This is a genomic window from Rhizobium sp. RU35A (assembly GCF_900156005.1).
Lineage (GTDB): Bacteria > Pseudomonadota > Alphaproteobacteria > Rhizobiales > Rhizobiaceae > Neorhizobium > Neorhizobium straminoryzae.
In genome coordinates, this window is record NZ_FTMR01000004.1 from 167,075 (window position 1) to 190,083 (window position 23,009).

Here is a 23,009-nt window from a genome sequence, read left to right on the forward strand (position 1 = left end):
TGAAACGTGAAGTGCACAGACTGCGCGGGCATCGCCCTCGGAAAAGACCGTGTTACAGTTTTGCGGTCCGGTTCTGGAGGTGATGGGAATGCCGATGCTTGCCAGCCTTGCCCTGCTCACGACGCTCCTTGCCGGTCCTGCGACGCCGCCTTCGGCCGCACGTTCTGCGTCCGGCGATGTGGATGTCGAACTGGTGCTTGCCGTCGATACGTCCCGCTCGATGGATTACGAGGAGATGAGGGTCCAGCGCGAGGGCTATGTCAGCGCCCTGCAGCATGCCGATTTCATCAATGCTGTGCGTGGCGGACTGATCGGCCGCATTGCGATTACCTATTTCGAATGGGCCGGCGAGGTGGATCCGGCATCCGTGCTGGACTGGCAGATCATCGAGACGCAAGCCGATGCCCGCGCCTTCGCCGAAAAGCTCGCCGCCCGCCCGATCGCCACGCAGCGGCGCACCTCCATCTCCGCTGCGATCGCCTATGGCACGCAGACCATTCTCACCAACAGCTACCGCGGCATGCGGCAGGTGATCGACGTGTCCGGTGACGGACCCAACAATATAGGTCTGCCGGTGGAAGGCGTGCGCGACAAGGCGATCGAGGCCGGCATCATCATCAATGGACTGGCGATCATGCTGCGCCCGACGGGTGCCGCAGCCTTTGGAAGCAGCGCCGGCCTGGACGATTATTACGGCGACTGCGTGATCGGCGGCCCCGGCGCCTTCGTAATGCCCGTACACAAGCCGGAAGACTTCGACACCGCGATCCGCCGCAAACTCGTGCTCGAGGTCAGCGGCCTTGCACCCGACGCCACACTCCATCGTATCGCCGCCCGCACCAAAACCGATTGCATGATGGGCGAACTGCAATGGCAGCAGTTCCAGGACCGGTAGAGGCTTACCAAGCGAGAAACATAACCCTCGGAACTCGCATCTTATCAATCTGACAAACAGGCGCTCATTCTCTTGGGCAAGCTGCCGACCGGCTTTTCTGCCGGGTCGATGCTCGCCTCTTTCGGCCGCCCGATCATCAACGTCAACAGCCGCGCCGATATTTGACCAAACTGGAGCGAGCGACATCTGTTCAAAAAGGCGGAGGAGGCACACGCAAAGCCAAGGAGAACGGGTCCGGTTTCGTAAAAAACGAAGACAGGCCCCGCCGGATGAACCGGCGGGGCCTGTCTTCGTCACACGGGCTGGCTGCGGGTCGCTTGCATCGGCGGCGTTGGCGGGACGCTGCCGGCAGGATGCAAGGACCCGCAAGGAAACCGCGCCTCCCTTCCGCTCAAGCCGCCAGACAAGGCCTTTGCGGAAGTGCCGGTCCCGGTGGGTGGATCCATCGGGACCGGTCTGGGCGGGGCGGGAACTGAGCCGGGCCGGGAGAAACCTCCCTCAGGCGTGGTCCGGCGTTGCGGCTTGGCTCTCTTCCGGCTTCTTGACCCGGAACCAGACGATGTAGAGCGCAGGCAGGAAGAGCAGCGTCAGCACCGTGCCGACAATGATGCCACCCATCATCGCGTAGGCCATCGGACCCCAGAAGATCTCGCGGGAGATCGGGATCAGCGCCAGCGAGGCGGCCGCCGCCGTCAGCATGATCGGTCGCATGCGGTGCTCGGCCGCCTCCTGCACGGCATGCCATGCCTCCTTGCCGGACTTGCGCAACGTATCGATCTCCACGACCAGAATGACAGAGTTGCGGATCAGGATGCCGATCAGGGCCAGCACGCCGAGGATGGCGACGAAGCCGAGCGGCGCACCCGAGGGAAGCAGGGCCGCCACGACGCCGATCAGACCAAGCGGCGCGACGATCACCACCATGAAGAGGCGCTGGAAGCTCTGCAGCTGGAACATCAGGATCGTCATCATGGTCAGCAGCATCAGCGGAACCACCGCGGCAATCGGGGCCTGGCTCTTGGCACTGCTTTCCACGGTGCCGGCCGGTGCCACGCTGTAGCCGGGCGAAAGCCTTGCGGCAAAGGCATCGATGGCCGGCTTCAGGCTCTGGTCGATGGTGGCCGGCTGCGTGCTGTCGCCGATGCCAGCCTTGACGGTGATGGTCGGAATGCGGTCGCGCCGCCAGATGATCGGCTGCTCCAGCTCGTAATGGAAGGTGGCAATCGCGGCAAGCGGCACGGACTGGCCGTTGCTGCTCGGAAGCTGCAGGTCACGCAGCGTCTCGATCGACTGGCGCTCGTCCTTCGTCGCCCGCGCCACCACGTTGACCAGGTAGATGCTGTCGCGGATCTGGGTGATGGTAGAACCACCGGTGATGTTGTTGAGCGCGGTCGCGATATCGGACGAGGAGACGCCGAGCTGGCGCGCCTTGTCCTGCAGCACATCCACCTTCACCACACGAGCCGGCTCGTTCCAGTCGAACACGATGCGGGTGAGGCGCGAGTCAGAGCCCATGATTGCGGCCAGTTCCTGCGCGTAGGTACGCACCATCTGCGGATCAGGGCCGCTGACACGGTACTGGACGGGACGGCCGACCGGGGGCCCGAGTTCCATCTGCTTCACGAAGACGTCGGTGCCGGGATATTCCTTGGCGGACGCCTCCTCCAGCTTGGCCATCAGGCGGTTACGCGCCTCGATGCTCTTGGTCACGATCACGATCTGACCAAAATTGTTGGTGGAAGCCTGGACGTCGAAGGAGAGAACGAAGCGCTTGGCACCCTGACCGACATAGGATGTCCAGTGATCGACGTCCGGGTTGCCGGCCACATACTTGGCCTCGAAGGCATCCATGTCAGCCTTGGTCTGCGCGATCGTGTAATTCTGCCGCGCCGTCCAGTCGACGATCAGTTCCGGACGATCGGAGGCCGGAAAGAACTGCTGCTGCACGAAGCCCATACCATAGATCGAGGCGCCGAAGGTCAGGGCAGTCACAAGGATCGTCATCTTGGGCCAGTGCATGCAGGCGCTGAGGATGCCGGCAAAACCACGGGCCACGATGCCCTTCTGCTCGTGATGCGCCTTCATCGTCTTCGGCAACATCAGCACACCCAGCAGTGGCGAGAACAGCACCGCAACAATCCAGGACACGATCAGCGACACCGCGATCACGACGAAGAGCGTGAAGGTGAACTCGCCGGCCGCGCTGTCATTGAGGCCAACCGGCATGAAGCTTGCGACAGTGACGAGCGTGCCCGTCAGCATCGGGAAGGCGGTCGAGGTCCACACGGCGGTCGCCGCCTTCTCCAGCGGCTGACCGTGTTCCAGCTTCGACACCATCATCTCGATGGCGATCATCGCGTCGTCCACGAGAAGGCCGAGTGCAATGATGAGCGCACCGAGCGAGATGCGCTGCAGCGAGATCCCGAGATATTCCATGAAAACGAAGGTGATCGCCAGAACCAGCGGAATGGAAACGGCCACCACGAGGCCGGCGCGCATGCCAAGACTGACGAAGCTGACCACGAGAACGATGACGATGGCTTCGAACAGGGCCTTGGTGAAGCCGCCGACGGCCTCTTCCACCACAACGGCCTGGTCCGCCACATGATGCACGCCGATGCCGACGGGCAGATCTGCGATGACCTTGTCCATCTTGACCGACAGGGCCTCGCCGAAATGCAGGAGGTTGGCACCCGGCTTCATGCCGATCGCCAGGCCGATGGCCGGCTGGCCGTTGACGCGAAACAGTGGCTGCTGCGGGTCGGAATAGGTGCGGGTGATCTTGGCGACATCGCTCAGGCGGAAGAAGCGATCGTTGACGCGCAGGTTGATGTTGCGCAGCGCCTCTTCCGACGCGAACTGGCCGGAGACACGCAGATTGATGCTTTCCGCGCCGGTACGCAGCGTACCGGATGCCACGACGGCATTCTGGTTCTGCAGCGTCTCGATGATCTGGTTCTGGGTGATGCCAAGCGCCGCCATCTGCTTGGTGGAGAATTCCAGATAAACCACCTCGTCCTGCGCGCCCACCAGATCCACCTTGCCGACATTCGGAACGGACAGGATCTGCTGGCGGGCCGTCTCCAGATAGTCCCTCAGCTGGCGCTGCGTCAGGCCATCGGCGGTAAAGGCGTAAATGTTGCCATAAACGTCGCCGAAGCTGTCGATGAAGGTCGGCCCCTGCACGCCGGACGGCAGGGTGGACGCAATATCGCTCACCATGTTGCGAACCTTGATCCAGGTCGGCTTGACGTCCTTGGCCTTGGTGTTTTCCAGAAGGTTCACATAGATCGTGGTCTGGCCTGGCGTGTTGATGCTCTTCGTATAATCGAGCGATTCAAGCTCCTGCAGCTTCTTCTCGATGCGGTCAGTGACCTGGCTTGTCATCTCGTCGACCGATGCGCCCGGCCAGGAGGCCTGGATCAGCATGGTCTTGATGGTGAAATCCGGGTCTTCCTCGCGGCCGAGGTTCATGTAGGACAGAATGCCCGCGACACTGGCGAGGATCATGAAATACCAGACAAGCGACTTGTGCTGGAGCGCCCATTCGGACAGGTTGAATTTCGTGTTCATGGGGCAATCTCACCCGAGAGTCGGACTGGTTGATTTTCAGTGAGCGAGTTAACACCCGCCGTCACAACGCGCTCGCCATCCTTGAGGCCGGTGAGCACGTCGACACCACCGGCGGCGGACGGCTGAATGGTGACGCTTCGGCGCTGCACCGTTTTGGCCGCGGGATCGACGATCCAGACGAATCGGGCGCCATCCTCTCCACCGATCGCCGTTTCCGGCAGCCACAGATGGCCTTCGCTGGGGGCGACCGGCGTTGCCGTCACCGTACTGCCGAACCGATAGCTCTGCGGTGGGTTGTCGAGCGCAATTTTCGTGCGGCGGGAACGGGTTGCGGCATCGGCCTGCGGTGCGGCCTCGCGGACCGTACCCGTTACCTTCACCTCCGGATTGGCCTGCAGGGTGACGAGGAAGGGCGTACCGATCGCCGTCAGCTGGACATAGCTGTCGGGAATGTCGACCTGCGCGTCACGCGCTTCGAGGCGAGCGATCGTCAGCACGGTCTGGCCGGCGGTCACGACCTGTCCCACTTCTGCCGAAACGGTAGAGACGACGCCATCGGATTCGGCCTCCAGCGTGGCATAGCCAAGCTGTTCCTTCGCCTTGGTCAGATCCGCCTGCTGCTGCTGCACGGTCGCGTCGGCCGCCTCGCGGGACTGGACGGCCTCTTCCAGCTGCTGCTTGGTGGTGGCGTTGGAGGCGAGAAGAGTCTGCTGGCGCTGCTCATTGACACGCGCCAGATCGGCCTTGGCACGGGCAGAGGCCAGATCTGCCTCTGCCTGCCGCACCGCCAGTTCCAGACTCGTGGCATCGAGACGGGCCAGGACATCGCCCTTCTTGACGAGATCGCCGACGTTGACGCTTCGCTGGACGATGCGCCCCAGAACCTGGAAGCCAAGATCGGTGCTGAACTTGGGCTGTACCGTTCCGGTGAAGCCGAAGGCCGTCGCCTCACGCGGTTTGGCGAGCATCGACAGAACCGGGCGCACCGGCGCCTCGGCTTTTTTCTCCTCCGAGCACGCGGCAAGTCCCGCCGCCAGCAGGACAAGGGGAATGACAGTCAGCAATTTCATCGGGCAGCCTCCAGGCTGTAGGATACCGGCTGGTTTTCGCGCAGGAACTGGCCGCCATCGACGACGATCAGTTCACCCGACGTCAACCCGTTCGCCAGAACGACCCGCGACGCATCATAGCGTTCGACGGCGATGGTCTTCAGGCGCGTGACCTTCTTGTCGGGGTCAACCACCCACACCGCCGGCGTGCCGGCCTTGGAGAACATGGACTGCCACGGGATCGAGATCCGCTCCTGCCGTTCCAGCACCACATTGGCGCTGATGGATGCGCCAAGCGTCATCTCCGGCGGGGGATTTGTGATCGCGAGCTTCACGCGCACCGTACCAAGCGACGTATCGAGCGCGGGGCTCACCTCGCGAAGCGTGGCAGCGGCACGGATCTTCGGATTGGAAATCATCGCAACTTCAAGCGAGAGCGGCGTCATCTTGCCGCTGAGAGCCGATTCCTGCACGTTGAACACGGCGTCACGCTCGCCGTCATGGGCCAGCGTAAAGACGGTGGTCGAGGCCTGAACGACCTGACCGACCTCGACGCTGCGCGCGGTGATCGTACCGTCCGCATCGGCACGCAGCTCGGTCTGCTGCAACGCCTCGACGGCGGTTTCCAGCTTGGCGCGCGCGGCATCCAGATCCTTTTCGGCCGACTGGTATTGCTGCTGGGCGCTGTCGAGATCCTGCTGCGACATGGCGCCGGTCTGGGTCAGCGCCTTGCGACGGGCGAGAAGCGAGCTCGTCATGCGCAGCGTGGCCTCCTGCGAGGCCACGGCAGCCTGCGCCGATTCAAGATCCGCCTTCTGCTCGACGGGATCGAGCATCGCCAGGATCTGGCCGGCTTCGACATGATCGCCCACGCTCACACTGCGCGAAATGACGCGCCCGCTGTTCTTGAAGGAGAGATCGCTCTCCACGCGCGCCTTGATCTCGCCCGTGCCGGAAGCGCGGATGAGATCGGGCTGCATCTCGGCCTTTTCCACGCCGACATGGGCACGATAGGGCTCGGCATCCTTCTTTTGCCCGTCGCAGGCAGACAGGGCCAGCGCGGCAAGGACCGCTGTGGCTGACAGCAGTCGGGATCTTTTGGTCGTCTGCACGCTTTCTTCCGGCGTGGCGGCACTTTGGGGCATGACCGTGTTCCAGGATCGGTTTCTAGGGAGCTGCTATTTATTCATCAGGTGTTGAATAGATGCCTTCACGGCGGTATGGTGTCAAGACGTGAGAAGGAGAATGCCTTGACGATTTGCAAAATCAGCACAGAACGAGGACGCGGCCGGCCACGCAAAGGCGAGGAACATGATGGCGAAGCTCTTATCGGAGCGGCCCTTGCCTGCTTTGCCGAGAATGGCTTCGACAAGACGACCCTGCGCACCATCGCAGCCCGCGCGCGCGTCGATGTCGCGCTTCTCTCCTACCGCTTCGGCTCCAAGCTCGGACTCTGGACGGCTGTTCTGGATGCGATGGCCGAGGATACACTGCAGCGCCTCGATGACTGGACCTCCACGAAAGAGGGGCTGACGACGGAGATGCAGCTGCAGAGGCTCTGCTCCAACATGGTGACCATGGTTACGGAACGTCCGCTGTTTGCCCAGTTGCTGATCAGCGAGATCATGACGGGGGCCGACGAGGAACGGCAGTCGCTGATCGAGGCGCGGATGGTGCATCCCATTCATCATCGTCTCGTGGACTACACGGCGAAACTGCGCAATCTGACGAGCGAAGACGCCCTGGCAAAGCTTGCGCTGTCGCTGATGGCATCCATGTCCATGATCGGCGTTCTGGTGTCCACGCGCCATTTTCTCTCCCGCCTTGCCCCCCTTGCGGAAGATGACGAGGCCTTCAGGGCCCGGCTCACCTCCCTCATGCACCACATCCTGACCCAGCCCTGAAACCGGTGGTTTTGCACGGGGCTAAACCCGTGCGGTCTTTACATGCGCGGAGGGCATCCTGCCCGAAAGCGGCCCATGATCGGCCGGCCATGTCATTGACGGGCCGACACCTGCGAGGTTCGGCCCTTCGGTACGCGCCTGCGCGCGACCTCGGCTTCCATGCGAGAGAACGGAACCTGCACAAGGCCCGGAGCGAATGCCCAAAGACCCTTGCCCGTTCGTGCCTCGACTATCGCGCCGAGACTTTACTCAAGGCTTAAGAACGGCACACCCGCACCGTCGGAGGAAACTGAAGACGAGAAAACCCCTTGAAATCGGGAGGGGCTGCTGCACATACCCGCATAATTTGCAGACCGACAGTGAGACGAGGCCTTCGGTTGGACATGCCTTTCCACGCTCCCCGCCCCCGCATTCTGGTGCTGGAAGATGACATGCTTTTGGCGATGGACATGGAAGACCACCTTGTCAGCCGCGGCTATGAGGTGTGCGGGCCCTACGGTCGCGTAGGCCAGGCCCTTGAGGCCATCCCGCAGCTTTCGCTGGCAGGCGCCATTGCCGACCTCAACCTTGCGGGGGAGCTGTCCTTTCCGGTCATCGACTGCCTGCGGCAGCACGGTGTGCCGGTCATCGTCTGCAGCGGTTATGCGGAACTGCCCCAGGTCAAGGCCAGGCTCGACGGCCTTCCGCTCATCGCCAAGCCCTGGAGCCCGGAACGCCTCGACGACCTGATTGCACAGACCTTCCATCACGAGCCGATGCGCGTGCGCCGCCGCTGAAACGGCGGCACAGGCCAAACGCGTCCAAGACACCCTTTGGCGCGCACTGGTCGATCAACACGACTTCGCAGAATTCAGCCAGGATGGCGATGGATCGGGTCCACCCAATACACGTCCTCCGGCGCCTCAACCGGATCGACATCCGTGATATTAACCACCACCGCCTCGTTGTCTGAACGGACCAGCACGCATTCCAGCACCGCATCCGGATCGGCGTTGATCTCCTGGTGGGGAACGTAGGGCGGCACGAAGATGAAATCGCCGGGGCCGGCCTCGGCCACATATTCAAGCCTCTCGCCCCAGCGCATGCGCGCCCGCCCACGGATCACATAGATCACGCTTTCCAGCGCGCCATGATGGTGGACACCGGTCCTGGCGTTCGGCTCGATGGCGACGGTGCCGGCCCAGATCTTCTGGGCGCCGACCCGGGCATGATTGATCGCCGCCTGCCGGAACATACCGGGCGTCTGGGCGGTATTGGGATCAAGCTGGTCACCCTTGATCACCCTGACGCCATCATGCTTCCAGCGCTCGGCTTCACCCTCATGATGATGGTCCATCCTGCTCTGCTCCCGGTTTCATCCGCGCTGCGGATAGCGCGTCGCTCTTCGGCGACAGGATGAACACCACGCGCGGCAGCTGACAAGCCCTGTTTTCGGTAGGCCCCACGACCGGGCCGGCGGCAGAGCAAGCCTGTGCCATTCCCGCATTCCCGGCAGAGACCGCCCCCACGAAGCCACCCCTTTGGCACTCCGGGAAGTCAGGGGTGTGCACGGCATGCTAAATTCGACAGGTCATGGCTTTACAACTAACATGTCAGATGTATATTCGCCATAACTCAGTCGGAGGAGTAATGACGTTGACGCGCAAGTTTGGCCTTTCGGCCGCATTGACCACGCCGTTTCAGGAAAACGGTGACATCCTTCTGTCCGTGATGACAGACCACGCAAAGCGCTGCCTTGCCGGCCATTGCGACAGCGTCACCCTGTTCGGCACGACGGGCGAAGGCAGCTCGATCGGCCACCGCGAGCGCGGCGATGTTCTCTCGGCCTTTGCTTCCGCCGGCATTGCCGGCAACAACATTGTCGCCGGCGTCCTCGTCGACAGCGTGGCAGATGCCGTAGACCAGTCGGCGCAGGCGCTGGATGCCGGCGCCCGCAACATTCTTCTCGCCCCGCCCTCCTACTTCAAGAACGTCTCGGACGATGGCCTGTTTCACTGGTTCTCGGCCGTCTTCACGCAGCTTGGGCCGAAGGCGCGTGACATCATCGTCTACAACATTCCCTCGGTGACGATGGTGAAGATCTCGGTGGATCTGGTGGAGCGCCTGCGCCGCGCCTTCCCGGGCGTCGTCACCGGCGTCAAGGATTCCGGAGGCGACTGGTCGCATACGGAGCAGCTTCTGAAGCGCCACGGCGATCTCTCGATCCTGATCGGCGACGAGCGGCATCTGGCGCAGGGAACGCGCTTGGGTGGGCAGGGTGCCATTTCCGGCATGGCCAACCTTCTGGGCGCCGAGGTGCGCGCGATGGCCGTGGATGGTCGCGACGACACGCGCGTGACGGGTCTGGTCGAGGTGCTTCTGAACTATCCTGTTACTCCCGCGGTCAAGGTTCTTGTGGCGCGCACCACCGGTGACGCAGTATGGCTGCCGGTACGCCCGCCGCTGGTGACGATTGGCGCGGAAGACCGCGAACGTCTCGGCCAGGCGTTCGACCGGCAGTTTTCATCGCAGGCGGCCTGAGGGCCGGGACGGAGGATCCGGATGGCAGGGAGCATGGACGAGACCGGCGAACAGGTCACGTTGCGGGAAAAGGCGTATGAGAGCTTCACACGCCATCTTCTCGCGCGGGATGTGCGCCCGGGCCAGTTCATCTCCCAGCGGCAGCTGGTGGAACTGACCGGGCTGACGCTCGGCGCGATCCGCGAGCTGATCCCCCGGCTGGAAACGGAAGGGTTGATCAAGACGGTGCCGCAGCGCGGTCTGCAGATCGCCCATATCGACCTCAGCCTGATCCGCGAGGCCTTCCAGTTCCGCATCATCATGGAAAAGGAGGCGGTCGCCTTCTTCACCCGCAATGCCCGCGATGCGGAGGTGGAGCGTCTGCTGCGCCAGCATCGGGACATTCTCGAACGGGCCGAAGCCGGCGACGCCTCGCCGGAACTGGAGCAGCATGCCCAGGCAACCGACTGGGGCATGCACAACGCCTTTGTCGACGCCATGGGCAATTCGATCCTGTCGAACGCCTACCGCGTCAACGCCATCAAGATGCGGCTGATCAACCAGGAGAGAATTCGCATCGACGGCCGGGTGGCGCCGGTCATGAAGGAACATCTGACGGTTCTCGAAGCCATCGAGCGCCGATCGGTTGAAGACGCGGTCCAGCGCCTCGTGGCTCATATCGGCCATGCAAGGGACCGCGCACTGGCAGTCTGATATCGTCAACCGGTCGCGCAGGGAGGTGCGGCCGCGAAAGGGAGGACCATTTTATGACGACTTCTATCCTGAAGCCGACCCGTCGCACGTTTCTCGCGGCAAGTGCCGCCATCGGCGGTTCAGCCCTCATCGGCGGACGCCCCGCCTCGGCAGCCGTTGACTGGAAACGCTTCAGCGGCACCACGCTCAGCGTCAATCTCGTCAAGAGCCCGCGCAGCGAGACGCTGATCAAGTACCTGTCGGAATTCGAAAGCCTGACCGGCATCAAGGTGAATGCCGAGGCGACGCCCGAGCAGCAGCAGCGCCAGAAGACGGTGATCGAGCTCAGCACCGGCAAGCCGAGCTTCGACGTCGTGCACCTGAGCTACCACGTCCAGAAGCGTCAGTTCGAGAAGGGCGGCTGGCTGGCCGACATCGGCGGCTTCCTGAAGGATCCGTCGCTCACCGACCCGTCGCTCAATGAAGGCGACTTCGCCGAAGCCGGCCTGCTGTTTGCCAAGGATGCCAAGGGCACGCTGCGCTCCCTGCCGTTCTCCGTGGACTACTGGATCGTCTACTGGAACAAGGAGCTCTTCGAAAAGAAGGGACTGACCTATCCGAAGACCTTCGAGGAACTGGTTGCCGCCGCCGAAAAGATCACCGACCCCTCGACCAACACCTATGGCTTCGTGGCCCGCGGCCTGAAGAACGCCAACACCCCCGTCTGGACCTCGCTGATGCTCGGTTACGGAGCGGCCCCCATCAACGCCGCCGGCAAGGTCGACACGCTGTCGAAGGAAGCCGTCGAGGCCGCCAAGCTCTACCAGCGACTGATGACCAAATCCGCACCGCCCGGTGTCTCCGGCTTCAACTGGGCCGAAGCCCAGTCTGCCTTCCTGCAGGGCAAGATCGGCATGTGGTTCGATGGCGTGGGCTTTGCACCGCCAATCGAGGATCCGCAGAAGTCGCGCGTCGTCGGCAAGGCCGGTTACGGCGTGATGCCGAAGGGCCCGGCCCAGCAGGCGGCCGGCACGTTTGGCGACGGCCTTGGCGTGGTGGAAGCCTCCACCAAGAAGGAAGCCGCCTACCTGTTCTGCCAATGGGCCATCTCGCATGACATGGGCGCCCGTCTGCTGCAGGCCGGTGCCGGCGTACCCTTCCGCCAGTCGATCCTGACCGATGCGAAGGTACGCGAAGGCGTGAAGATGCCGGGCGCCTGGCTGGATGCGGTCGCAGGCTCCGGCAAGGTCTCCAAGCTTGCCCTGCCGGTCGTCATCCCGGTCACCGAATTCCGCGACATCTACGGCGTTGCCCTCACCAACATGATCGGCGGCGCGGACGCGGAAACCGAACTCAAGAACGCAACGGCGCAGTTCGAACCGGTTCTGGCGCGAAGCGAGGGATAATGGCATCCGTGAGCATCGACAACCCGATCGACGAGACGACGGAACGGAGGAGCAAGCCCGCGCGGCTTGCTCCCAATTACTGGCCCTTCGTCATGCCGGCCCTTCTCGTGGTTTCGGCCGTCATCGTCTTCCCCTGGCTCTTCACCCTGTGGATGAGCGTCAACAGCTGGACGCTCGGCCAGCCGCGAACCTTCATCGGTTTTGCGAACTACCTGCGCCTGGCACAGGACATGCGGTTCTGGGAATCGCTGTGGCATACCACCACCTACACGGTTCTTTCGGTGGTGCTGCCGCTGTTCTTCGGCACGCTGGCGGCGCTGGTTTTCGATGCGAAGTTTCCGCTGCGCGGTTTCCTGCGCGGCATCTTCGTGATGCCGATGATGGCAACGCCGGTGGCGGTCGCGCTCGTCTGGACCATGATGTTCCATCCACAGCTCGGCGTGCTCAACTACCTGCTCTCCCTCGTCGGGATCGGTCCGCAGGAGTGGATCTACAACCAGACGGCCGTCATTCCCTCGCTGGTTCTGGTCGAGACCTGGCAGTGGACGCCACTCGTCATGCTCATCGTGCTGGGCGGTCTTGCCGCCGTCCCGCGCGAACCCTATGAAAGCGCCGAGATCGATGGCGCCACCGCCTGGCAGAAGTTCCGCTACCTAACGGTGCCGATGATCGCCCCCTTCCTGATGATTGCGGTGATCATCCGCTCCATCGATGCGATCAAGAGCTTCGACATCATCTATGCGATGACGCAAGGCGGACCGGGCACGGCCTCCGAAACCATCAACATCTACCTCTACAACACCGCCTTCGCCTATTACGACATCGGTTACGGATCGGCGATGGCCGTCGTGTTCTTCCTGATCATCATCGCGCTCTCCTTCGTGCTGCTGATGGTCCGGGCACGCGCCAACTGGTCCGACATGGAGGAACGCTGATGACCCGTCCGCTCATCACCCACCGGACGCTGGACCGGATCGGCCTGCTGTTCGTCGCGCTTGTCATGATCTCGCCGGTCATCCTGTTCTTCCTGTGGATGATCTCGCTCTCCCTGAAGTACGAGATCGACAACGGCGCCTATCCGCCGATTATCATTCCGGAAAACATCGCCTGGTCGAACTATGTGAAGGTGTTCGAGGAGAACAATTTCCTCCTCTATTTCTGGAATTCGGTTCTGGTTACCGGCACGGCGACGCTGCTCGCGCTTGTGATCGGCGTTCCCGCAGGCTTCGGCATCGCGCGGCTGAAGGCGGAAAAATCGGCGGTCGTCATCATGATCGCCCGCATGACGCCCGGCCTTTCCTTCCTGATACCACTGTTCCTGCTGTTCCAGTGGACCAACCTGATCGGCACGCTCTGGCCGCAGATCATCATCCATCTCGTGGTCACGGTTCCGATCGTGGTGTGGATCATGATCGGCTATTTCGAGACGACGCCGAAGGAACTGGAAGAGGCCGCCAGCATTGACGGCGCCACCACCTGGCAGGTCTTCCGCCTGGTCGCGCTGCCGATCGCCAAGCCCGGCATCGTCGTTTCCTTCATCCTGGCGTTGATCTTCTCCTGGAACAACTTCGTGTTCGGCATCGTGCTGGCCAACCGCGAAACGCGCACGCTGCCGGTCGCCGTCTACAACATGCTGTCCTTCGAACAGGTCAGCTGGGGTCCGCTGGCCGCCGCCGCACTGATCGTCACGCTGCCGGTGCTGCTGCTGACCATGTTTGCCCAGAAACAGATTGTCGCGGGTCTTACCGCCGGCGCCGTCAAGGGAGGTTGAGGGCGAAAGCCCTCCCTCCTCAATCCCCCCCGCTTCTTGTCAGGACACATCATGGCAACCGTCAATATCCAGAACATCCAGAAGAACTACGGCGCGGTGAAGGTCATTCACGGCATCGATATCGACATCGCCGACGGCGAATTCGTGGCGCTGGTCGGTCCCTCCGGCTGCGGCAAGTCCACCCTGCTGCGCATGATCGCGGGGCTGGAGGAAGTCACCGGCGGCGCAATCCGCATCGGGCCGCGCGAGGTGTCGCATCTTCCGGCGCGTGACCGCGACATCGCCATGGTGTTCCAGAACTATGCGCTCTATCCGCACATGACGGTCGCTGACAATATGGGCTTTGCGCTCAAGCTGAAGAAGGCCGATCCCGCCGAGATCAAGACCAAGGTTCAGCGTGCAGCGGGCATCCTCGGACTCGAAAAGCTTCTGGACCGCTATCCGCGCCAGCTGTCCGGCGGCCAGCGCCAGCGCGTTGCCATGGGCCGCGCGATCGTGCGCGATCCGCAGGTCTTCCTGTTCGACGAGCCGCTGTCCAACCTCGATGCCAAGCTGCGCGTGCAGATGCGCGGCGAGATCAAGACCATGCATCAACGCATCGGCACGACGACGATCTACGTGACCCACGACCAGGTGGAAGCCATGACCATGGCCGACAAGATCGTGGTGCTGCATGATGGCCACATCGAGCAGATCGGCGCGCCGCTCGAACTCTACGACCGCCCGTCCAATCTTTTCGTTGCCGGCTTCATCGGCTCTCCCGCGATGAACTTCATCGATGGCCGCATCGAGGAAGGCGCCTTCCGCACCAAGAAGGGCCTGATCCTGCCGCTGCCGCAGGGCGTGGCCGCCGCCGGCGGCCGTGATCTGGTCTATGGTGTGCGTCCGGAACATATCCGGGCGGCAACCCACGGGATCGAGGGCCGTGCGACGCTGGTCGAGGGAACCGGCTCGGAAATCTACGCCAAGCTTGATGCCCGCGGCGAGGAAATCGCCTGCCTGTTCCGCGAGCGCCTGGACGTGCGGTTCGGCGACACGGTCTCTATCGACATCGATCCGGCCCGGATCCACCTGTTCGACAAGCAGACCGGCCTTCGCCTCTGACGACCATGACCAAGCAGGTTCTTTGCGTCGGCGCGGCCGTCCTTGACACGATCTTCCGCGTCCGCACCTTGCCGACAGGGGAAGGCAAGGTTCTGCCCTATGACATGGTGCAGATCCCCGAGGGCATGGCGTCGAGCGCCGCTTATGCCGTGGTGCGGCTCGGCGGCGCGGCGACGCTCTGGGGCGCTGTCGGCGATGATGAGAGAGGCCACCGCATCCGGCAGGGTCTTGCGGCAGACGGGATAGACACAGACGGCATGCGCATTGCACCGGGAGCGCCCTCGGCGCTGTCGACAATTCTGGTCGATGACCACGGCGATCGGCTGATCATACCCTTCTATGATCACCGATTGCACGCCGAACCGCCACGCGTGACGGAAGACGACCTTGCCCGCTTCGATGCCGTGCTGGTGGATGTGCGCTGGCCGGCGCTGGCACGTCAGGTGCTGCGGGTCGCAACTGGCCTAGGCATTCCGGCCATCCTCGACGGGGATGTGGCGCCGGTTGACACGCTGCGCGATCTCGCCGCCTTCGCAACCCACATCATCTTCTCCGAGCCTGCCGCCCGCTCCCTGAGCACCGAACGGAACGAGGCAGCGCTCGTGCGCGACCTTGCAGAACAATTCGGCACTGCACTGGTGTCCGTCACCTTCGGCGAACGAGGCAGCTACTGGCTGGAGCCGGAGGGTAGAACGCTGTGCCATCAGCCGGCGCTTGCCATCGACGCTATCGACACGCTCGCCGCCGGGGATGCGTTTCACGGCGCCTTCGCCCTTGGTCTTGCCGAGGAGATGTCGGTTGCCGATGCCATCCGCCTTGGCTCGGTGACGGCTGCGCTGAAATGCACCGTTTTCGGAGGCCGCCGCGGTATGCCGCTGCGTGCCGATGCGCAAGCCGCGCTACGACGTCTTTCGCCCGTACAAACTGGCCTCTGACGTTCGCGGAAACACCAGACCCAAGTCGTTGTATTCGAAACAACCTTGGCGAGACAGGATACATACAGCTCAACACCGCATCGCCTTACCCGAAACGCAATATTTCATAAGAATTATTCAGCACGGCTCGAAGTAAAGCAATGCCGCTTTCCAGCATCTTCATCCGCATCACCATCGCATCGCTTCTTGCAGCATCAGCCCTGCCCGCGAAAGCTGCCACGATTGTCGCCATCGGCGCCAGCCAGACCTACGGGCACGGTGTGTCGCGCGGGGAAGATTACCCATCTCAGCTAAAGAAGATGCTCGCGGAAAAGGGCTATGCGGTTTCCGTTGCGAATGCTGGCGTTTACGGCGGTGAAACGACCGCCGCCATGCTCTCAAGGCTAGACAGCACCCTCGGGAGCGACACGAAGGTCGTGATCTTCCAGCCAGGCCGCGTGCGGGATTCCGATACGGATCGATCGGACAATGTGAAAGAGATCAAGCAGAAGCTTGCCGCACGGCATATCGCCTTCATCAAGATCCCGAACTCCTGGTTCAAGGACTTTCCGCGACAGTCGGACGGGCAGCATCTGACCGCCGGCGGATACCAGAAACTCGCAGAGCGCCTGCTGCCCTCGGTCATTGACGCACTGAAAAAGAAATGACGGCCGTCATCGGCAGTGCGGAGTGATGGTCTCTGACCGTTTGACGGGTGCTTTTCCGGCAACAGGGAACCGCCAGAAACCATCTATCTCTCTGTTTCCAGGCGCTTCCGGACGCAAAAGCCGGTCTCCGCTTTCGCTGGTATCGCTCTATTGCCCGGCGGCGCGTCCCATACCGGCATCAATACCGTAACGGGCGAGGATCTCTCGGATCTTGTCGTCCTGTAGCGGGTCCGGCAACAGTGCCGGCTGGCGGCTGGCACCAACCGAGGCGTCCTGCAGGTAAAGCGCCCGTTTGACCATGGCCGGCGCAAATCCCAGCGCATAGAGATCGGTGCGGAAAGCCGTATAAATTGCCTGCTGCCGTTCGGCTTCGGCGATGTCGCCCCGGTTGAAGGCATCGAGAATGCCGGCCAGAACATGTGGCAGGGCATTGCCGAGACCGGAAATGCAGCCGGCGGCACCGTTCTGCAGCGACCAGAGAACAAGATGATCCGGCCCGGAATAGACATTGAAGCCGGGCACATCATGCGCCACCTGCAGATAGGCTTCAAGCGTCTGCTGCGCGCCGCCGGAATCCTTGATGCCGGCAATGTTGCCATGGCGCGCCAGCGTGCGGGCCGTTTCCGGCTCGATATGGTTCTGCGTGCGCGCCGGAATGTCGTAGAGATAGACCGGTGTCCGGACCGCATCGGCAACCGTCGAGAAATGACGGATGAGGCCATCCTGCGTGCAGGCGATGAAAAAGGGGGTAATGACGGCAATGCCATCGACGCCGATCCGGTCGAATGCGCGGGCCAGCTTCAGCGTTTCGAAGGTGGCGGGCATCCCGGCGTTGACGATGACCTTCACCTTGCCGGCTACCTCGTCCACCACTTCTTCGGTCAGCCGCACCTTTTCCTCGAAGGTCAGCGCCGTGAAATCGCCATTGGTGCCGGCGCACATGATGTTGTTGCCGGCTGCCACCTGCCGGCGCACCTGCGCACGGGTGGCTTCGAAATTGATTGTTTCGTCCTCGTTGAAACAGGTGACGAGGGCGACAAAAGCCTGGGCGGACATGAAAGAAAATCTCCGTTGATGGAAATAGCGGCCGTCAGGCCCGTATGGCGCGATGGGCGGCCTGAACATCCGGATCGGGATCGAGGCTCGCCGCCAGAAGTGCCTGTGTATAGGGCTCGCGCGGCGCCTCGAAAATCTGCCGCACGCCGCCAAGCTCGACGATCCTGCCCTTCTGCATCACCATCACCTGATCGGCAAAGTCCCGCACCACCGGCAGGTCATGGGCGATGAAGATGAAGGAAATGCCGGTCTGGCGCCTGAGCTTGTCCAGCAGTTCGATCACCTGCGCCTGAACCGAGACGTCGAGCGCCGACACCGCTTCGTCGCAGATGATCAAGCGCGGTTCCAGCGCAAGCGCCCGGGCAATGGCAATACGCTGCCGCTGGCCGCCGGAAAACTGGTGCGGATAACGCCGCATATGATCGGGCGAAAGTCCCACCTGCTGCAGCAGTTCGGCAACCCGCTCGCGCCACTTCGCTCTTGGCAGAATGTCTGGATGGATCACCCAGGCTTCGGACACCAGCTGGAAGACGGTCATGCGCGGATTGAGCGACTGGGTCGGATCCTGGAACACCATCTGCAGATCGCGCCTGAGCCTGTAAATCTCTCTTGGCGACAGCTGGAAAAGGTCCCTCCCCTTCCAGATCGCCTGACCGGAATCCGGCTTGTCGAGGCGCAGGAGAACACGCGCCAGCGTCGATTTCCCGGAGCCGCTCTCGCCGACGATTGCAAGCGTCTGGCCGGCCATCAGGTCGAAGGACACGCCCTTGAGGGCCTGGAATGCTCCGTAATTCTTGCAGACATCGCGCACCGAGAGCAGGACCTCACCCTGTATCTCCCCCTCGTGCATGACGCCCTTGCCGGGAGCGGCCGCGATCAGCCGGCGCGTATAGGGATGCTTCGGGTTCTTGTAGACCTCGCGCGCCGTGCCGCTTTCAACCAGCGCACCCTTTTCCATCACCACCACGCGGTCAGCGATTTCAGCCACCACGCCAAGGTCATGGGTGATGATCAGCACGCCCATGCCGATTTCCCGCTGCAACTCTTTCAGAAGCGCCAGCACATCGGCCTGGACCGTCACGTCGAGCGCGGTGGTGGGTTCGTCGGCGATCAGGAGATCGGGGCGCAGCGCCAGCGCCATGGCGATCATCACGCGCTGGCGCTGGCCGCCGGAAAACTGGTGCGGATACTTGTCCATCGCCGCCTGCGGATCGGGAATGCCGACACGCCCGAGCAGGCGGATGGCTTGCGCATCCGCTGCATCCTTCGGGAGCCCGTGCGTGGTCATTGCCTCGCGGATCTGCCAGCCGACGGTGTAGACGGGATTGAGATGGCTGAGCGGATCCTGAAAGATCATGGCGATCCGCTTGCCGTTCACCTCACGCCGCTCGTCCGGCCTCATCGTCAGCAGATCCTCGCCATCGAGAAAGATCTCGCCGGAGGTGATGCGGCCAGGCGGCATATCGATGAGGTTCATGATCGCGGCCGAAGAGACGGACTTGCCGGAGCCGCTTTCGCCGAGGATGGCGAGCGTTTCGCCGCGATCGAGGTGGTAGGAGATATTGCGCACCGCCTTCACCACCCCGGATGCGGTGTGGAACTCGACGGAGAGATTGCGCACGTCCAGCAGATGCTCAGCCATTTGCAGGCCCCTTCATTTCCAGCCGCCAGCGCTGCACGGGATCGAGCGCGATGCGCAGCCAGTTCGACAGCAGGTTGAGCGAGAGAGTGGTGAGAATGATGGCCAGGCCCGGCCAGAAGGACAGCCACCAGGCATTGGTCAGGTACTGGCGTCCCTGCGAAATCATCAGGCCCCAGGTAATGTCAGGGGGCTGGATGCCGATGCCGAGGAAAGAGAGCGCGCTTTCCGCCAGCATCACATAGGCGAAGTCCAGCGTGGCAAGCGTTGTCAGGGTTGGAAAGACGATCGGCAGGATGTGGCGGAAGAGGATGCGGTTGCTGGAGGCCCCCATCACGCGGGCCGCCTGAACGAACATGCGCTCGCGGATTTCCAGAACCTCCGCCCGGGTGGTGCGCAGATAGACGGGGATGCGGGTGATCGACAGCACCACCATCAGGTTCACGATGGAGGAACCCAGCAGATAGAGCACGATGACTGCGATCAGCAGCGACGGGAAGGACATGATGACGTCAGCGAGCCGCATGATGATCTGGCTGATGCGCGGCGAGGAAAAGCCGGCCATCAGGCCGAGAAAGGTGCCGATCGCGGCCGATAGAACAACGGCACCTGCGGCCACCATCAGGGTGTTCTGGGTTGCGACGATAATGCGGGCAAACAGCGGCCTTCCCAGCGCATCGGCCCCCATCCACCAGATCCAGCCACGCGACCAGTCGAAGGGCGCGAGATTGCGTCCGCGCAGGTTCTGCCTGACCGCCTCCTCGCCAAGCCATGCCGGGCCAGCCAGGGCGAGAATGACCATCACGACAAGGAAGAGGGCTGCCACCAGCGCAAACTTGTCCGCCAGCAGCATACGCCCCATGCGCACGCCAAGAGACGGCTCCTCGCGCAGCGCCGGATCGGTTTCGGTGGATGACAGGCTCAACGGGTAGCCTCCTCAGTGGCGGATACGCGGATCGAGCAGTGCGTAGCAAAGGTCGATCAGCAGGTTCATCAGAAAGATGGCAAGTGCCGTGACGAGAATGGCCGCCAGCACCACGTTGAAATCACGCTGCAGGATGGAGTCGATCATCAGCTTGCCGACGCCGGGGAAGCCGAAAATCGTCTCGACCACGACGGCACCGTTCAGCAGGCTCGCCGCCTGATCGCCGATCACGGTGATAACAGGCAGCATCGCATTGCGCAGCGCATGGATGAAGATGACCGGTCCGGAACGGACCCCCTTGGCCCGCGCCGTCTTCACATAGGCCGAAGAGAGCGCGCTGATCATCGAGCCGCGCACCACCTGCACGATGATGCCGAAGGGGCGCACGAAGAGAACGCCAATCGGCAGGATCCAGTGGAGCACCGATCCCGTGCCTGACGTCGGCAGCCAGGCCAGATTGACGGAGAAGAGAACGATGGCAACGATCGCCAGCCAGAAATCTGGCACCGATGCGCCAATCAGCGACAGCATCGAGGCAATGCGATCGAAAAAGCCGCCGGAGCGGAAGGCAGCCAGCGAACCGACGACAATGGCGGCGCTGGTGACAAGGCTCATGGTAATGAGGGCCAGCCACAGTGTCCAGGTGAAGGCTTCCGTCACGACATCAAGCGCCGGCCGCGCCTTGCGGTAGGATTCGCCGAGGTCACCGGTCACCAAATCGCCGACGTAGCGACCGAACTGGACGAGCAGCGGATCGTTCAGCCCGTGCAACTCCCGGAACTGCTGTTTCATTTCCGCAGACGCCTCGACAGGCAGGAAGAGCGAGGCCGGATCCCCGGTCATGCGCGACAGGAAGAACACCATCACGATCAGTCCGACCAGCGAGATCAGGCTGGCGACAGAGCGTTTGCGGATGAAACTGAGCATGATCGTCCTCCCCTTCCCACGGATGGCGACGGCTGAAAGCGGGCAGCGGGTATGGCCCGCCGCCACGAAGATGCCGGACGCCGCGAAGCGGCATCCGGCGGGCCACCGCCTTACCTGATGCCGATCTCGGAGAGCTGCAACATGCTGTTGGTGGCGATCGTCGGTTTGAAGTCGAGCTTTTCCGAGACACGGGCAAAGCCCACCATGTGGAAGAGCAGGACATCCGCCACGACATCGTCATGCAGGTAGGCGATCAGCTGCGACCACAGCTTGGCCCGCTCATCGCCCACGGCTGCAGAGGCGCGCTGGATCAGATCGTCCACCTTCGGATCGGAGAAGCCGGACTGCGTTCCCTTCGAAGCATATTTGAAGAACATCGAGAAGGACGGGTCGCCCTTGGAATTGTCGTGCATCGCGGCAACCAGCTGCGGCCCGCGCCCGTCCTTGAACGGCTTGGAATAATAGGTCTCGTGTTCCGCCACCTCGACGAACTTCAGCTCGACCTTGAAGCCCGCTTCCTGAAGCTGCGCCTGGATGGCTTCCATGATCTCGGTCACGTTCGGAAAGTTCGCCGTGCGCGCGATGATCGTGATCGGCGTCTCCACCGGCACGCCGGCCGCCTTGGCCTCTGCAAGCAGCTTCTTGGCAGCCGACACATCATGCGGGAACTGCTTCACATCCGGGTTCCAGCCGAGCGTCGTCGGCGGAACGATCGCGGTTGCCAGAACCGCCCCCTCCGGCACCAGCGTACCGAGGAAGGCCTGACGGTCGATGGCAAGGTTCAGCGCCTTGCGTACCCGCACATCGTTCAGCGGTGCAATGTTGTGATCGATACGCAGATAGACCGTCTCGCTGTCGAGATAGGAGAAATCGGTCTTCGGGTTGGTGGCATCGAGCTGCGAGATCGAGGGTGACAGATCCGCTTCGCCGGTCTGCACCATGGCGGCACGCACCGAGGGGTCGGCGCGGAACAGATAGGTGGCCTTGGTCACGGAAGGCTTCTTGCCCCAGTAATCCTCGCGGGTTTCGAGAACGATCTGCTGGCCCGGCGTCCAGTTCGTCAGCTTGTAGGGCCCGGTCCCGACCGGCTCGCGAACAAACTGCATCGGTGTGCTTTCCGGCACGATCGTGACGAGCGACATCAGGAGCGGCAGGATCGGCTGGACAGGCTGCGTCTTGATGTCGATCGTATTGTCGTCCACCACATTCGTGGTGATCGTCATGCCGCCGAAGTAGCGCTTGGCTTCGCAGGTGATCTTGTCGCTCATCACGCGGTCGAAGCTGTGCTTGACATCCTTGGCATCGAAGACGGTGCCGTCGGAAAATTTCACCCCCTGACGCAGATGAAAGCGCCAGCTGCCATCGGCATTCTGCTCCCACTTTTCCGCCAGGCGCGGCATGACACCCTTCTTGCCACGCACGTCCAGTTCGGTCAGCGTCTCGCTGACATTCTCCATGATGATGCGGCCGATATTGGAACGGGTCGCCATGCAGGGTTCGAGCAGGTCCGCTTCTTCCGGCAGCACGATCTTGATCGCGCCGGACGCCGCAAGCGCGGGCGACAAGGCCGAAAACAGCGTGGCACCCGCAATCAGGGCACCGGAAATCAAGGTCTTCTTCACGTCATACTCCTCCCAGGTTGCGACGTATCATCATGTCCCGCCATCAGCCAGCCAACCCGGCGGACAGGTCTTCCTCACGCAGGCTGCACCCCTGCCCTCCCCAAGGCCACATCAGGAAAAGATGCAGCGACCGACCGGTCGCACGAGCCCACACGCCAAACTCGCCGGTTGCTGCCCCAACCATCGGACTTCCAGACAAGTTTGTCAAATTATTTCAGACAAACAGACACATACAATTTTCTGACTTCTAAAAAAATCATTTATTTTCAATATTTTATTTCCAATTCTCCGAAGCGACAGAAGACGATCCGATAATTATAAAACTTGACAACTTTGGCAAAATGGCAATCCTTGCGCCAGAGAG

20 protein-coding genes are annotated in these 23,009 nt (G+C 62.4%); 11 read left to right on the plus strand and 9 right to left on the minus strand.

Annotation, left to right across the window (positions count from 1 at the left end):
- Nucleotides 1-94 precede the first annotated feature (94 nt).
- Nucleotides 95-895 (plus strand): DUF1194 domain-containing protein, encoded by an 801-nt coding sequence (locus tag F3H95_RS11350; RefSeq protein WP_188134375.1) that lies wholly within the window; start codon nt 95-97, stop codon nt 893-895.
- Between the two features lie 498 nt (nt 896-1,393).
- On the opposite strand, the gene F3H95_RS11355 is transcribed toward F3H95_RS11350, so the two are convergent.
- Genes F3H95_RS11355 through F3H95_RS11365 form a run of 3 tightly spaced genes read right to left on the minus strand, consistent with a single transcriptional unit; the run spans nt 1,394 to nt 6,662 of the window.
- Nucleotides 1,394-4,468: an efflux RND transporter permease subunit gene (locus tag F3H95_RS11355; RefSeq protein WP_149746049.1), complete on the minus strand. Its 3,075-nt coding sequence runs from the start codon at nt 4,466-4,468 to the stop codon at nt 1,394-1,396.
- The gene (locus tag F3H95_RS11360; RefSeq protein WP_142881093.1) at nt 4,465-5,538 is read right to left on the minus strand and encodes an efflux RND transporter periplasmic adaptor subunit; all 1,074 of its coding nucleotides are present in this window, start codon (nt 5,536-5,538) and stop codon (nt 4,465-4,467) included. Before F3H95_RS11360 ends, F3H95_RS11355 begins: the two co-directional genes overlap by 4 nt.
- Nucleotides 5,535-6,662 (minus strand): efflux RND transporter periplasmic adaptor subunit, encoded by a 1,128-nt coding sequence (locus F3H95_RS11365; RefSeq protein WP_149746050.1) that lies wholly within the window; start codon nt 6,660-6,662, stop codon nt 5,535-5,537. The genes F3H95_RS11360 and F3H95_RS11365 overlap by 4 nt, the downstream gene beginning before the upstream one ends.
- A gap of 105 nt (nt 6,663-6,767) precedes the next feature.
- Between F3H95_RS11365 and F3H95_RS11370 the strand changes: the two genes are divergently transcribed.
- Both F3H95_RS11370 and F3H95_RS11375 read left to right on the plus strand, forming a co-directional pair.
- Entirely contained in the window at nt 6,768-7,421 is a 654-nt protein-coding gene (locus tag F3H95_RS11370; protein ID WP_185969717.1) for a TetR family transcriptional regulator, read from the plus strand.
- Nucleotides 7,422-7,852: 431 nt separating this feature from the next.
- Nucleotides 7,853-8,197, plus strand: a complete 345-nt coding sequence (locus F3H95_RS11375) for a response regulator (RefSeq protein ID WP_244617987.1) — start codon at nt 7,853-7,855, stop codon at nt 8,195-8,197.
- A gap of 74 nt (nt 8,198-8,271) precedes the next feature.
- Here F3H95_RS11375 and F3H95_RS11380 read toward each other — a convergent pair whose 3' ends face one another.
- Nucleotides 8,272-8,757 (minus strand): cupin domain-containing protein, encoded by a 486-nt coding sequence (locus F3H95_RS11380; protein WP_142881096.1) that lies wholly within the window; start codon nt 8,755-8,757, stop codon nt 8,272-8,274.
- Nucleotides 8,758-9,056: 299 nt separating this feature from the next.
- On the opposite strand from F3H95_RS11380, the gene F3H95_RS11385 reads away from it, so the two are divergent.
- The 8 genes from F3H95_RS11385 (at nt 9,057) to F3H95_RS11420 (ending at nt 16,476) form a co-directional block, all read left to right on the plus strand.
- Nucleotides 9,057-9,941 carry a dihydrodipicolinate synthase family protein gene (locus F3H95_RS11385; protein ID WP_149746218.1) on the plus strand — a complete coding sequence of 295 codons (885 nt, stop codon included), beginning with the start codon at nt 9,057-9,059 and terminating at the stop codon, nt 9,939-9,941.
- Nucleotides 9,942-9,974: 33 nt separating this feature from the next.
- Nucleotides 9,975-10,634, plus strand: coding sequence for a GntR family transcriptional regulator (locus F3H95_RS11390; protein WP_143124044.1), 660 nt, complete (start codon nt 9,975-9,977; stop codon nt 10,632-10,634).
- Nucleotides 10,635-10,687: 53 nt separating this feature from the next.
- A complete protein-coding gene (locus F3H95_RS11395) occupies nt 10,688-12,019 on the plus strand; it encodes a sugar ABC transporter substrate-binding protein (RefSeq protein ID WP_149746051.1) in 1,332 nt (443 codons plus the stop codon).
- Complete coding sequence (locus F3H95_RS11400) at nt 12,019-12,954, plus strand: sugar ABC transporter permease (RefSeq protein ID WP_142881098.1); 936 nt, start codon at nt 12,019-12,021, stop codon at nt 12,952-12,954. The genes F3H95_RS11395 and F3H95_RS11400 overlap by 1 nt, the downstream gene beginning before the upstream one ends.
- Nucleotides 12,955-12,968: 14 nt before the next feature.
- Entirely contained in the window at nt 12,969-13,790 is an 822-nt protein-coding gene (locus F3H95_RS11405; RefSeq protein WP_185969736.1) for a carbohydrate ABC transporter permease, read from the plus strand.
- Nucleotides 13,791-13,841: 51 nt separating this feature from the next.
- Entirely contained in the window at nt 13,842-14,894 is a 1,053-nt protein-coding gene (ugpC, locus tag F3H95_RS11410; RefSeq protein ID WP_149746052.1) for a sn-glycerol-3-phosphate ABC transporter ATP-binding protein UgpC, read from the plus strand.
- Between the two features lie 5 nt (nt 14,895-14,899).
- Nucleotides 14,900-15,829 carry a sugar kinase gene (locus F3H95_RS11415; RefSeq protein ID WP_149746053.1) on the plus strand — a complete coding sequence of 310 codons (930 nt, stop codon included), beginning with the start codon at nt 14,900-14,902 and terminating at the stop codon, nt 15,827-15,829.
- Nucleotides 15,830-15,969: 140 nt separating this feature from the next.
- Entirely contained in the window at nt 15,970-16,476 is a 507-nt protein-coding gene (locus tag F3H95_RS11420) for an acyl-CoA thioesterase (protein ID WP_149746054.1), read from the plus strand.
- A 147-nt stretch (nt 16,477-16,623) separates the two neighbouring features.
- Here the strand turns inward: F3H95_RS11420 and F3H95_RS11425 are convergent, their stop codons facing one another.
- From F3H95_RS11425 to F3H95_RS11445, 5 genes are all read right to left on the minus strand, one after another.
- Nucleotides 16,624-17,532, minus strand: a complete 909-nt coding sequence (locus F3H95_RS11425; protein ID WP_149746055.1) for a dihydrodipicolinate synthase family protein — start codon at nt 17,530-17,532, stop codon at nt 16,624-16,626.
- A gap of 34 nt (nt 17,533-17,566) precedes the next feature.
- Nucleotides 17,567-19,174, minus strand: coding sequence for an ABC transporter ATP-binding protein (locus F3H95_RS11430; RefSeq protein ID WP_149746056.1), 1,608 nt, complete (start codon nt 19,172-19,174; stop codon nt 17,567-17,569).
- Complete coding sequence (locus F3H95_RS11435) at nt 19,167-20,096, minus strand: ABC transporter permease (RefSeq protein ID WP_188134363.1); 930 nt, start codon at nt 20,094-20,096, stop codon at nt 19,167-19,169. The genes F3H95_RS11430 and F3H95_RS11435 overlap by 8 nt, the downstream gene beginning before the upstream one ends.
- Nucleotides 20,097-20,108: 12 nt before the next feature.
- Nucleotides 20,109-21,023: an ABC transporter permease gene (locus tag F3H95_RS11440; RefSeq protein WP_149746057.1), complete on the minus strand. Its 915-nt coding sequence runs from the start codon at nt 21,021-21,023 to the stop codon at nt 20,109-20,111.
- A gap of 110 nt (nt 21,024-21,133) precedes the next feature.
- Nucleotides 21,134-22,645: an ABC transporter substrate-binding protein gene (locus tag F3H95_RS11445; protein WP_149746058.1), complete on the minus strand. Its 1,512-nt coding sequence runs from the start codon at nt 22,643-22,645 to the stop codon at nt 21,134-21,136.
- Nucleotides 22,646-23,009 lie beyond the last annotated feature (364 nt).

What these genes read in the sequence shown, in the direction of transcription:
- F3H95_RS11350 (WP_188134375.1), top strand. Translation starts at nt 95, where the DNA reads ATGCTTGCCAGCCTTGCCCTGCTCACGACGCTCCTTGCCGGTCCTGCG.
- F3H95_RS11355 (WP_149746049.1), bottom strand. Translation starts at nt 4,468, where the DNA reads ATGAACACGAAATTCAACCTGTCCGAATGGGCGCTCCAGCACAAGTCG.
- F3H95_RS11360 (WP_142881093.1), bottom strand. Translation starts at nt 5,538, where the DNA reads ATGAAATTGCTGACTGTCATTCCCCTTGTCCTGCTGGCGGCGGGACTT.
- F3H95_RS11365 (WP_149746050.1), bottom strand. Translation starts at nt 6,662, where the DNA reads ATGCCCCAAAGTGCCGCCACGCCGGAAGAAAGCGTGCAGACGACCAAA.
- F3H95_RS11375 (WP_244617987.1), top strand. Translation starts at nt 7,853, where the DNA reads ATGCTTTTGGCGATGGACATGGAAGACCACCTTGTCAGCCGCGGCTAT.
- F3H95_RS11380 (WP_142881096.1), bottom strand. Translation starts at nt 8,757, where the DNA reads ATGGACCATCATCATGAGGGTGAAGCCGAGCGCTGGAAGCATGATGGC.
- F3H95_RS11390 (WP_143124044.1), top strand. Translation starts at nt 9,975, where the DNA reads ATGGACGAGACCGGCGAACAGGTCACGTTGCGGGAAAAGGCGTATGAG.
- F3H95_RS11395 (WP_149746051.1), top strand. Translation starts at nt 10,688, where the DNA reads ATGACGACTTCTATCCTGAAGCCGACCCGTCGCACGTTTCTCGCGGCA.
- F3H95_RS11400 (WP_142881098.1), top strand. Translation starts at nt 12,019, where the DNA reads ATGGCATCCGTGAGCATCGACAACCCGATCGACGAGACGACGGAACGG.
- ugpC (WP_149746052.1), top strand. Translation starts at nt 13,842, where the DNA reads ATGGCAACCGTCAATATCCAGAACATCCAGAAGAACTACGGCGCGGTG.
- F3H95_RS11415 (WP_149746053.1), top strand. Translation starts at nt 14,900, where the DNA reads ATGACCAAGCAGGTTCTTTGCGTCGGCGCGGCCGTCCTTGACACGATC.
- F3H95_RS11420 (WP_149746054.1), top strand. Translation starts at nt 15,970, where the DNA reads ATGCCGCTTTCCAGCATCTTCATCCGCATCACCATCGCATCGCTTCTT.
- F3H95_RS11425 (WP_149746055.1), bottom strand. Translation starts at nt 17,532, where the DNA reads ATGTCCGCCCAGGCTTTTGTCGCCCTCGTCACCTGTTTCAACGAGGAC.
- F3H95_RS11430 (WP_149746056.1), bottom strand. Translation starts at nt 19,174, where the DNA reads ATGGCTGAGCATCTGCTGGACGTGCGCAATCTCTCCGTCGAGTTCCAC.
- F3H95_RS11440 (WP_149746057.1), bottom strand. Translation starts at nt 21,023, where the DNA reads ATGCTCAGTTTCATCCGCAAACGCTCTGTCGCCAGCCTGATCTCGCTG.